Below are 11,875 nucleotides of genomic sequence, written 5' to 3'. Positions count from 1 at the left end.
CAAAATTTTTACCAAATTCGACCGCTTGAGGGCTGACGATTATTCTTCGTCAAGCTCCATATCAATACCTAAGGCACGAATCTCTTTCAACAATACGTTGAATGATTCCGGCATACCCGGTTCCATTTGATGTGTGCCGTCCACGATGTTTTTATACATCTTCGTACGACCGTTCACGTCATCCGATTTAACCGTTAGCATTTCTTGTAAGGTATAAGCGGCACCGTATGCTTCTAATGCCCAAACCTCCATCTCACCGAAACGCTGACCACCGAACTGTGCTTTACCACCAAGCGGTTGTTGAGTAACAAGACTATAAGAACCGGTTGAACGCGCGTGCATTTTGTCGTCAACCAAGTGGTTCAATTTGAGCATATACATATAACCTACGGTTACAGGACGCTCGAATTTCTCACCGGTACGACCGTCAAATAAGGTAATTTGACCTGAAGTCGGTAAGCCGCCTAATTCTAATAAGCCTTTGATTTCGCTTTCGTGTGCACCGTCGAATACCGGTGTTGCAAGCGGTAAACCTTTACGTAAGTTTTCTGCTAAACGCATTACTTCTTCATCGGTAAAGGTGCTTAAATCTACTGATTGTGAGCCGTGACCTAAATCGTATGCTTTTTGGATATATTCACGCAATTTCGCAACAGATTGTTGTTGTTTGATCATTGCGTTAATTTGGTCGCCGATACCTTTCGCCGCTAAACCTAAGTGCGTTTCTAAGATCTGACCGATGTTCATACGTGAAGGTACGCCCAGCGGGTTCAATACGATCTCAACCGGCTGACCGTTTTCATCGTACGGCATATCTTCAACTGGGTTGATTTTCGAGATAACACCTTTGTTACCGTGACGACCCGCCATTTTATCACCCGGTTGGATTTGGCGACGAACCGCTAAGTAAACTTTAACCACTTTTAACACACCCGGTGCTAAATCGTCACCTTGGATGATCTTGTTGCGTTTAATTTCAAGTTTACGTTCAAACTCTTTACGTAACTCTTCGTGCTGTTCCGCAAGCTGTTCTAATTGATTTTGTTTCGCTTCGTCATCTAAGGTTTGTTCTAACCATTTCTCACGAGAAACTTTATCCAATTCAGCTTCAGATACGCCGCCTTCGATTAATAAGTTACGTACACGGGTAAATAAACCGGCTTCTAAAATCTCTAACTCTTCAGTTAAATCTTTCTTCGCTTCTTTAAGCTGCATTTCCTCGATTTCTAACGCACGTTTATCTTTTTCAACGCCGTCACGAGTAAATACTTGAACGTCAATAACCGTACCTGAAGTACCGTTTGGTACACGTAATGAAGAATCTTTAACGTCAGATGCTTTCTCACCGAAGATCGCACGTAAAAGTTTTTCTTCCGGTGTTAATTGGGTTTCACCTTTAGGCGTTACTTTACCAACTAAGATGTCACCACCTTTAACTTCCGCACCCACGTAAACGATACCTGATTCATCAAGTTTACTTAATGCCGATTCGCCTACGTTCGGAATATCCGCCGTAATTTCTTCCGCACCTAATTTAGTATCACGTGCCACACAAGATAACTCTTGAATGTGAATTGTCGTGAAGCGGTCTTCTTGTACCACACGCTCAGAGACTAACATTGAGTCTTCGAAGTTATAACCGTTCCATGGCATGAACGCCACACGAATGTTTTGACCTAATGCTAATTCACCTAAATCTGTTGAAGGACCGTCCGCTAAGATCTCGCCACGTGCTACCGGCTCTCCTAAATTCACACAAGGAATTTGGTTGATACAGGTATTTTGGTTTGAACGGGTATATTTAATTAAGTTATAGATGTCGATACCCGCTTCGCCCGGAATCGTTTCATCTTCGTTTACTTTCACTACGATACGAGAGGCATCAACACGTTGAACGATACCACCACGTTTCGCCACAATCGCTACACCCGAGTCAAGTGCAATTGGTTTTTCCATACCGGTACCGACTAACGGTTTATCCGCACGTAATGTCGGAACAGCCTGACGTTGCATGTTCGCACCCATTAACGCACGGTTCGCATCGTCGTGCTCAAGGAACGGAATTAACGCCGCCGCAACAGAAACCACTTGTTGTGTTGAGATATCCATATAGTGGATTTCTTCCGGTTTGTATAAACCTGACTCACCGTGTTCGCCACGACAAGTTACGTAAGTATCGGTAAAACGGAAATTCTCATCTAAGTTTGAGTTAGCCTGAGCGATAACGTAGTTACCTTCTTCGATTGCTGATAAATATTCGATATCTTCGGTCACTTGACCGTTTACCACTTTACGGAACGGCGTTTCTAAGAAACCGTAGTTATTAGTACGTGCATATACTGAAAGTGAGTTAATCAAACCGATGTTCGGACCTTCAGGGGTTTCGATCGGACATAAACGACCATAGTGAGTAGTATGTACGTCTCGAACCTCAAAGCCTGCACGTTCGCGGGTTAAACCGCCCGGACCTAATGCCGAAATACGACGTTTATGGGTAACCTCTGAAAGCGGGTTATTTTGGTCCATAAATTGCGAAAGTTGTGAAGAACCGAAGAACTCTTTCACTGCCGCAGAAATTGGTTTCGCATTGATTAAATCTTGCGGAGTAATACCGTCTAAATCACCTAATGATAAACGCTCACGCACAGCACGCTCTACACGTACTAAACCGATACGGAATTGGTTTTCAGCCATTTCGCCTACCGAACGAATACGACGGTTACCTAAGTGGTCGATATCGTCCACTTCGCCACGACCGTTACGGATTTCGATTAGTTTCTTCATCACGCCGGTAATATCGTCATTGCTTAAAATACCGGAACCTACGCCCTCTAGAATATCAAGTGAGCGATTAAATTTCATACGACCCACAGCAGATAAATCGTAACGATCTGCCGAGAAGAACATATTATCGAATAACGCTTCCGCCGCTTCTTTTGTCGGTGGCTCGCCCGGACGCATCATACGATAGATTTCCACTAACGCGGATAAACGGTCGTAAGTCGGATCAACACGTAAAGTTTCAGAAATATACGGACCGTGATCTAAATCGTTAGTAAATAATACTTCGATCTCTTTGTAGCCTGCTTGCGATAATTTCGCCAACATCTCCATTGAGATTTCCATATTCGCCGGACAAACTAATTCGCCGGTTGAAAGATCAACGTAATCTTTCGCCGCTACTTTACCGACGATGTACTCTACCGGTACTTCAATTTGAGTAATGCCGTCTTTTTCTAATGTGCGAATATGACGTGCAGTAATACGACGACCACGCTCAACGTAAACTTTGCCGTTCGCTTCAATATCGAACGCAGCGGTTTCACCACGTAAGCGTTCCGGCACCAATGTCATCAATAATTTATTATCTTGGATTTCAAAGTTCACTTTATCGAAGAACATCGATAAGATTTCTTCGGTCGTATAACCTAAAGCACGTAAAATAATAGTTGCCGGTAATTTACGGCGGCGGTCGATACGTGCATAAAGATTGTCTTTCGGGTCAAACTCGAAATCTAACCAAGAACCACGGTAAGGAATAATACGTGCGTTATAAAGCACTTTACCTGAAGAATGGGTTTTACCTTTGTCAGAATCGAAGAATACGCCCGGACTACGGTGTAACTGAGAAACGATTACACGCTCAGTACCGTTGATCACGAAAGTACCGTTGTCGGTCATTAATGGGATTTCGCCCATATACACGTTTTGTTCTTTAATATCTTTTACCGTACCGGCTGCTGCTTCACGGTCAAAAGTCACTAAACGTAATTTTACACGTAATGGTGCTGCATAGGTTGTACCGCGAATTTGACATTCACGAACATCAAATACCGGCTCGCCTAATTCGTAAGAAACGTATTGTAATTCAGTGCTTCCGTTATTGCTTACAATCGGGAACACAGAACGGAATGCCGCTTCTAAACCTTGTTGTCCATCTGAATCTCTTTGAATGAATTTTTCGTAAGAATCAAGCTGAATTGTTAATAGATAAGGTACGTTAAGAACTTGCGGACGTTTACCAAAGCTCTTACGAATACGCTTTTTCTCGGAATATGAATATGCCATTGCTAGATAGCCTTCTGATTTTCTTATTTGGTTGAGGTTACACAATCCGACCGTCATTTGAACGGGCTGGAAGTGGCATTAAATTTGTACGAGGTGTCATTTTCCAATCGCCTTACTTGAGTCAAAAATCACTACTGCAAGCGGTCAAATTGGGTGGGATTTTTACAAATTTAGCTTATTAAAATGACAAAATAAGCTAACGCTTCCAAGCAGAAAAGGCTGACGAATTTTCATCGTCAGCCGCAAATGCAAAAATGGTTAGTTATTTTAGCAATTTTTAATCAGTCATTCAACTAAACATAATAAATTATTTGCCGTTCTCGGCTATAAATATATTGGTAGTTAAATCTTACTCACTTATCTTAAAACTGATGTTTCCATCGGGGCTTACTTAACTACAAAGCAGCTTATTTTCTTGCCAAGCTAAATCTAAATGTCGTTGAATTTTCGTTATCGCCTGTTTTGTGATCGGAAATGTTTTAGCGATTTCTGAAAAATCGGCGATATTCTCCACCACTTCTTGAATGGCTCTTTTCGCCTCATGCCAATAATTAAAACCTGCCACTTCTGCTAGCTCTTGAATAATCTTGAGTGGCGGAGCTTTACCATATTGCCTAAATCCCATTGAATGTTGACCGTGTCTAAGTGGACTATAGGTAATGTCATAGGCTAAAGACGGTTGCCATTCTCCCTTTTCATCTTGTACGAATGACCAGTTTTTTGAGTGATCATCTTGGTTCAAACTAAATAAATTAAACATTGCGCGACAAAATTGTAATTGGCTTGCCACTCGAGACTGACATAATACTTTCGTTGCTTTGATCAGTCCGAAATAATCAATCGAGGGCATTCGATAACTCGCATCAAGTAAACCGCATAATGTATGCGTATGAACTCTCCCAAAAGATCCGGAAACGTAATCAAAACGTTTTACCGCAAGCCAATAAAATTGCCCTTGTTCCAATAATTGCCATTTAACCGGTTTTAACCCAGCCTTTTGTGCCATTGAAAGGTATACCGCCTCCAGTAATCCTTCTTCATGTTTGAGAGGTAAAGATTTCGTTGTAAATTTCACAATCCAAGCATCATCTTCGGGCAAGGCTTGAGTTCTACAAATTTGAGGGTTAGCCTCTGATATAAAAATCTGTGCCTTTGGTCTTGCTCCTCCGGAACTTCCCGCTTGTAAAAGTGTTTGTAATACCTCATCTGTTTGACCTTCAAAAATTTGCTGTGCATTTCTACCTAGCTCAAACAAATTTGTTTCTTCTTCGTATTGAGATTGATGATTGACCGGCTCAAAGGATAAAGCACCAATACCTGTGTCACCAACGAAAGCAAGGCGATCAAGCGGTGATATTTGATACAAATTTAACTGATTTGCTTCGAAAAAACGATCTTGTAATAGTAATCCCCAACCGTCAGGTAAACTATCTGCAAATACACCGTGCAAACCATCGTGAGGTGAAACGGGGGCAAGTTGCAACGCTGTAGTTTTTTCTAATTTAAAAGGAGAAAGATTTGGATAGTTGGGTAAATAATTCTCATCGTAAGCAAAAAATATACCTTGTTTATTTTCCGCGAGTTCTCCTACTCGGATTTTCCTACCATCCATTAATGTTCGATAAACGGTAAGTTGTTTCGTTGGCATAATTTTAACCACGCAATACCTCCGCTATTGTTCTGGGTAACTGAGGATACTCTTTAGTTAATTCGACCAACCGATCCATTTTATCTAATACTAACCATAATGCTAAAAATTGGCGTAACGAGATTTGGTAAGTTGTTTCAAAATGGCGAATAGTTGCTTCCGGTACAGCTGATCTCTCTGCGAGTTTTTTACGAGATAATTTTGCTTGCTTACGTTTCTTTTTAAGATGTTCCGCAAGTAACTTTTGCGTATCTACATCATCATAAAGTGATAACATTTTATCAAAAACAAACCTTTTAAATTAAAAATTGATAAAATAATATCAAATTATTACTTACTTATCAATTTAAGTACTTAAACATATCTCTAAAATGCAAAAACCCCGATGTTTCCATCGGGGTTTTGTTGAACTTGAAGTTCCGGAAAAGTTAAATCAAAAATTATTTGATTTCTACTTTCGCGCCAGCTTCTTCTAATTCTTTTTTAAGTGCTTCAGCTTCTGGTTTAGAGATACCTTCTTTTAATGCTGCCGGTGCAGATTCAACTAAGTCTTTAGCTTCTTTTAAGCCTAAACCTGTTGCACCACGTACTGCTTTGATTACAGCAACTTTGTTTGCACCTGCTTCAGCAAGAATTACGTCGAATTCAGTTTTCTCTTCTGCTGCCGCTGCGCCTGCTGCTGGAGCTGCCGCTACTGCTGCCGCTGCTGAAACACCGAATTTTTCTTCCATCGCTGCGATTAATTCAACGATTTCTGATACTGATTTTGAAGCGATCGCTTCGATTAATTGTTCGTTAGTTAATGACATGACAATCAATTCCTAAAGTAAATAAGTTGTTAAACGAGTTAAGAAGTTTTCTGCTAAAAATTATGCAGCTTCTTGTAATTTGTCGCGTAATGCCGCAAGAGTGCGAACAAGTTTGCCTGCCGCAGCTTCTTTCATTGTGCCCATTAAACGTGCAATTGCTTCTTCGTAAGTTGGTAATGTAGCTAAGAATTCTACATCTTGTACTTTACCTTCAAAGGCTGCACCTTTAAGTTCAAACTCTTTATTCGCTTTCGCAAATTCAGTGAACAAACGCGCTGCTGCGCCCGGGTGTTCGTGAGAGAATGCGATAAGAGTCGGACCGATAAACGTATCTGTTAAGCACTCGAACTCTGTGCCTTCAACCGCACGACGTAATAAAGTATTACGTACGACGCGCATTGTTACACCAGCTTCACGAGCAGATTTACGTAACTCAGTCATTTTCTCAACTGTTACGCCGCGAGAATCCGCAACAACAGCTGAAAGGGCACCTTTGGCAGCTTCGTTTACTTCAGCAACAATCGCTTGTTTGTCTTGAAGATTTAATGCCATTGGTTTTAGCTCCTGATACACTCCACCAAAGTGGAATTTACAAAAAACCTCAAAAAACTCACCGCTTGCATCGCAAGTAGCAATCTTCTGAGCCTAAGGTGTCCAGAAGCAGAAAATTCTGTCTGTTCACCATCTACGTAGGTTTTTTATTAAGAATAAGAAAACTTATTCACCTACGGTCTTGGACGGGGCTTAGATAGGCTAAGCACCATCAGCTTGCTCTCGCAAGTTAAGGTCGCAAATTATACAATAATCCACGACCTTGTAAAGTTTTAACTTCGATTAGAAATTAAAGTGATGCTTGATCAACAGCAACACCAGCACCCATCGTTGTAGAGATGCTTACTTTCTTGATGAAGATACCTTTAGCTGTTGTTGGTTTAGCTTTGTTTAACGCCGCTAATAACGCCACCAAGTTATCTTTTAATTGTTCAGGTGCGAAGTCTGCTTTACCGATCGTTGTATGGATAATACCATTTTTGTCGTTACGGTAACGGATCTGACCTGATTTAGCATTTTTAACTGCTTCAGCAACGTTTGGCGTTACAGTACCAACTTTCGGGTTTGGCATTAAGCCGCGCGGACCTAATACTTGACCTAATTGACCTACAACACGCATTGCATCCGGAGAAGCGATAACAACGTCAAAGTTCATTTCGCCTTTCTTGATTTGCTCTGCTAAATCTTCCATACCGACTAAATCAGCGCCTGCCGCTTTAGCTGCTTCTGCGTTCGCGCCTTGTGTGAATACTGCTACGCGAGCTGTACGACCCGTACCGTGTGGTAATACTGTTGCACCACGTACGTTTTGGTCTGATTTACGAGGGTCGATACCTAAGTTCACCGCTACGTCTACGCTTTCAACGAATTTAGCTGTTGCGAATTGTTTTAACACTGCGATCGCTTCGTTGATTTCGTAAGCTTTAGTAGAATCTACGCCAGCTTTAATTGCTTTCATTTTTTTAGTCAATTTAGCCATTGTATTATTCCTCTACGATTAAGCCCATTGAGCGAGCTGTACCAGCGATTGATTTCATTTTAGTTTCGATAGTAGCACCAGTCATATCTGCCGCTTTAGTTTCAGCGATTTGACGTAATTGCTCTTGAGTTACCGTACCCACTTTATCTTTGTTCGGTTTACCTGAACCAGATTTGATACCTACAGCTTTTTTAAGTAATACTGCTGCCGGTGGAGTTTTAGTTACGAAAGTGAATGAACGGTCTGCGTAAACTGTGATAACAACAGGGATTGGTAAACCTTTTTCTAAGCTCTCGGTACGAGCGTTGAATGCTTTACAGAATTCCATGATGTTAACACCTTGTTGACCTAATGCAGGACCAACCGGTGGTGAAGGGTTAGCCATACCAGCTGCAACTTGCAACTTAACGTATGCTTGGACTTTTTTTGCCATTTTATAAGTTTCCTCTAAGTGGGTAATAACGCCGAAAATCGGCTCCCCTGTTACACAAAAAAACGAGTCAGCAAGCCAACTCGTATAGGGCGATTATTCTAAACAACTTGCGATCATTTTTCAAGCAAAACTATTTAGAATAATGCAATTTAATCGTCTTAAAACTAAAATGCGTATAAAAGACACTTTACAGAATAAGAAAAGCGGTTGTTTTTCTACTTATTTTTGCAAAAATTCTTTGAAAATAAACCGCTTACTTTTTAGCCGGGTTCTATATAAAAAACAATTACGATTGTTTTTCCACTTGACCGAACTCCAGTTCAACCGGCGTTGCGCGTCCAAAGATAGATACGGATACTTTTAAGCGACCTTTTTCGTAATCCACTTCTTCCACCGTACCGGTAAAGTCTGCAAACGGACCTTCGGTAACACGTACGTTTTCGCCCGGTTGGAATTCTTTTCTGTGACGCGGTTTTTCCGCCGTTTCTTGAACGCGGTTTAAAATACGATCCGCTTCGCGTTTGGAAATCGGTGCCGGTTTATCCGCTGTGCCGCCGATAAAGCCCATTACACGCGGCACGCTTTTCACTAAATGCCATGTGTCGTCATTCATTTCCATTTGTACCAATACGTAACCAGGGAAGAATTTACGCTCGGTACGACGACGGCGACCGCCGACGCTTTCAACAACTTCTTCGGTCGGTACTAATACTTCACCAAATTGATCTTCCATTTGGTGTAATTTGATATATTCACGCAATGTTACCGCAACACGGTTTTCAAAACCGGAAAACGCTTGTAATACATACCAACGCATTTTTGTTGCTTCTGTATTTTCTACTTCGCTCATTTTAGAACCTTAAATTTGTTAAAAACGTAACCAATGTAACGATAATAGAGTCGATACCCCATAATACTAATGACACAACCACACACATTGCGAGTACGATTAATGTTGTTTGAGTCGCTTCAGGGCGAGTCGGCCAAATAATTTTTCTAAGCTCCGTGCGAGATTCTTTAATAAAGCCTATCGCTGTTTGACCCTGGTTAGTCATTGCCGCAAGCACTACCGCACCGACCACTAACACGACAAGCAATAATACGCGTACCACGAGCGAAAAACTCGAGGCGAAATATGCATTACCAATTGCCGCCACAGCAAGTAATAAGATAGCCAAACACCATAATACGCTGTTTACGCCCTTACTTTTCACGCCCTTTTCTTCGACTTGTTCGGGGGTTTTCTTTTTAATCTCAGTAGCCATATAAAACCTAAAATTTTGTAAAAAAAGAACAATTATTTCTAAAAGCGTTGGATTCTAACATTTTTCATTTCACTTGCCACGATCTTTTATGAAAAATTATCCGTTTTTTCTTTAAAAGTGACATTTATCCTCAAAAATAAAAGCCGAACCATCGCCGATAAAATCCCCTTTACATAAGAAATGTTAGCCAGTTCACATTTTTCGTTTTTGCTCATTGCGGTCGATAATCGTTCTATTTTATAGTCAATCCAACTTCGAAATTCTCCGAAGTCATTATCTATTTTGCTTAAACGGAGGCGTATATGAAAATTATGGCGGTTTGTGGTCACGGTATCGGTAGTAGCTTTATGATGGAAATGAATATCAAAAAGGCATTAGCCAAAATAGGGGTTGATGCGGAAGTCGGTCATACCGATTTAGCCTCCGTTACGCCTAGCGATGCGGATGTGTTTGTCATGGCAAAAGATATCGCAGGCAGCTGCACCATCGATCCGGACAAAATTATTGTCGTGAAAAATATTATCAGCGTGGGCGAATTTGAAGAAAAATTGACCGCTTATTTTAATCGTGCGTGAGGTGGGTTATGGATTCTATTCTCTTTTTTATTCTGGATATTCTCAAAGTACCGTCCGTTTTAGTCGGTTTAATCGCATTCGCCGGATTGGTCGCCCAGAAAAAAGCATTCCCCGATATTATCAAGGGTACGATTAAAACTATTCTCGGCTTCTTGGTACTCAGCGGCGGCGCAACCGTGTTGCTCAGTTCTTTAACCCCGTTGGGCGGTATGTTCGAACACGCATTTAACGTACAAGGTATTATTCCGAACAATGAAGCGATCGTTTCAATGGCGATCGAGAAATACGGTACCGCTACCGCACTGATTATGGCGTTCGGTATGGTTGCCAATATTATCGTTGCTCGCTTTACCCGTTTAAAATTCATCTTTTTAACTGGTCACCATACCTTTTATATGGCGTGTATGATCGGCGTAATTCTTACCGTAGCCGGTTTTGAAGGGGTGTAATTGGTATTTGTCGGTTCATTAACTTTAGGTTTAATCATGGCGTTTTTCCCGGCGATTGCGCATCGTTATATGCGTAAAATTACCGATAGCAATGATGTCGGCTTCGGTCACTTCGGTACATTAGGTTACGTATTATCCGGCGCAATCGGACAAGCGGTCGGAAAAGGCTCAAAATCTACCGAAGAAATGGATTTACCGAAAAACCTCAGTTTCTTGCGTGACAGTTCGATTTCAATCTCACTCACGATGATGGTGATCTACTATGTATTGGCGATTGCCTCCGGTAGCGAATACGTTTCAACCCTCAGTGGCGGACAACACTATTTGGTTTATGCGACGATTCAAGCGATTACCTTCGCTGCCGGCGTGTATGTCATTCTACAAGGGGTGCGTTTAATTTTAGCGGAAATCGTACCGGCGTTTACCGGCTTCTCGGAAAAACTGGTACCGGATGCAAAACCGGCGTTAGACTGCCCGATTGTCTTCCCTTATGCGCCGAATGCAGTGTTAATCGGTTTCTTAGCCAGCTTTGCCGGCGGAGTCATCAGTTTAGCCGTATTAGGTCAATTAAATTGGGTATTGATTTTACCGGGCGTGGTGCCGCACTTCTTCTGCGGTGCAACCGCAGGCGTATTCGGTAATGCCACCGGCGGTCGTCGCGGTGCGATTATCGGTGCATTTGCGCACGGCGTATTAATCACGTTCCTACCGGTATTCTTATTGCCTGTTCTCGGTTCGTTAGGCTTTGCCAACACCACTTTCTCTGATGCTGACTTCGGTGGCGTAGGTATCATCTTGGGTTATATGGCTCAAGTGTTCAATAAAGACGTGATTACTGCGATTATCGTCGGATTATTTGCGCTGTTAGTCGCTTACAACTATTTAGCGAAAAAACCGGCGGTAGAAAGCGAATAACAAGCGGTTAAATTTTCATAAAAATTTGCAAAACCTGCATTTTAATGCAATTAGACATACTCTCACTTAAAGCCGATTTGAATAAAATCGGCTTTATTTTTTGTTTCATATCATCTTTTTATGTAAAGATTCGATTAAATACACACAAAACAAGCCGAATAATTATGTAAACCCGCCGATTT

Annotated in this window: 10 protein-coding genes and 1 pseudogene; 2 read left to right on the top strand and 9 right to left on the bottom strand. The window is 41.6% G+C overall.

Going from position 1 to position 11,875, the window contains the following annotated elements; all coding sequences use genetic code 11:
• Nucleotides 1-39 precede the first annotated feature (39 nt).
• The 9 genes from rpoB to secE form a co-directional block, all read right to left on the bottom strand.
• A complete protein-coding gene (rpoB, locus tag DY200_RS08960; RefSeq protein ID WP_115587738.1) occupies nucleotides 40-4,068 on the bottom strand; it encodes a DNA-directed RNA polymerase subunit beta in 4,029 nt (1,342 codons plus the stop codon).
• Nucleotides 4,069-4,459: 391 nt separating this feature from the next.
• Entirely contained in the window at nucleotides 4,460-5,716 is a 1,257-nt protein-coding gene (locus DY200_RS08955; protein ID WP_115587995.1) for a type II toxin-antitoxin system HipA family toxin, read from the bottom strand.
• 4 nt (nucleotides 5,717-5,720) lie between these two features.
• Nucleotides 5,721-5,993 (bottom strand): helix-turn-helix domain-containing protein, encoded by a 273-nt coding sequence (locus tag DY200_RS08950; RefSeq protein ID WP_005599215.1) that lies wholly within the window; start codon nucleotides 5,991-5,993, stop codon nucleotides 5,721-5,723.
• Nucleotides 5,994-6,156: 163 nt separating this feature from the next.
• A complete protein-coding gene (gene rplL, locus DY200_RS08945; protein WP_005599214.1) occupies nucleotides 6,157-6,525 on the bottom strand; it encodes a 50S ribosomal protein L7/L12 in 369 nt (122 codons plus the stop codon).
• Nucleotides 6,526-6,585: 60 nt separating this feature from the next.
• Complete coding sequence (gene rplJ, locus DY200_RS08940) at nucleotides 6,586-7,077, bottom strand: 50S ribosomal protein L10 (protein WP_115587737.1); 492 nt, start codon at nucleotides 7,075-7,077, stop codon at nucleotides 6,586-6,588.
• 289 nt (nucleotides 7,078-7,366) lie between these two features.
• On the bottom strand, nucleotides 7,367-8,056 hold the full coding sequence (rplA, locus tag DY200_RS08935) for a 50S ribosomal protein L1 (RefSeq protein ID WP_005599212.1): 690 nt from the start codon (nucleotides 8,054-8,056) through the stop codon (nucleotides 7,367-7,369).
• Between the two features lie 4 nt (nucleotides 8,057-8,060).
• On the bottom strand, nucleotides 8,061-8,489 hold the full coding sequence (gene rplK / locus DY200_RS08930) for a 50S ribosomal protein L11 (protein ID WP_005599211.1): 429 nt from the start codon (nucleotides 8,487-8,489) through the stop codon (nucleotides 8,061-8,063).
• Between the two features lie 286 nt (nucleotides 8,490-8,775).
• Entirely contained in the window at nucleotides 8,776-9,339 is a 564-nt protein-coding gene (gene nusG / locus DY200_RS08925; RefSeq protein ID WP_005599210.1) for a transcription termination/antitermination protein NusG, read from the bottom strand.
• 1 nt (nucleotide 9,340) lies between these two features.
• On the bottom strand, nucleotides 9,341-9,754 hold the full coding sequence (gene secE / locus DY200_RS08920; RefSeq protein WP_005602526.1) for a preprotein translocase subunit SecE: 414 nt from the start codon (nucleotides 9,752-9,754) through the stop codon (nucleotides 9,341-9,343).
• A 302-nt stretch (nucleotides 9,755-10,056) separates the two neighbouring features.
• Here secE and DY200_RS08915 point away from each other — a divergent pair, with 302 nt between their 5' ends.
• Nucleotides 10,057-10,329 (top strand): PTS sugar transporter subunit IIB, encoded by a 273-nt coding sequence (locus DY200_RS08915; RefSeq protein WP_115587736.1) that lies wholly within the window; start codon nucleotides 10,057-10,059, stop codon nucleotides 10,327-10,329.
• An 8-nt stretch (nucleotides 10,330-10,337) separates the two neighbouring features.
• Nucleotides 10,338-11,693, top strand: a pseudogene (locus DY200_RS08910) (PTS ascorbate transporter subunit IIC).
• Nucleotides 11,694-11,875: the final 182 nt, after the last annotated feature.

It is taken from the genome of Actinobacillus lignieresii (assembly GCF_900444945.1).
GTDB lineage: Bacteria > Pseudomonadota > Gammaproteobacteria > Enterobacterales > Pasteurellaceae > Actinobacillus > Actinobacillus lignieresii.
Note: the sequence above shows the minus strand (reverse complement) of the source record. Positions and strands in the feature narration are given on the sequence as shown.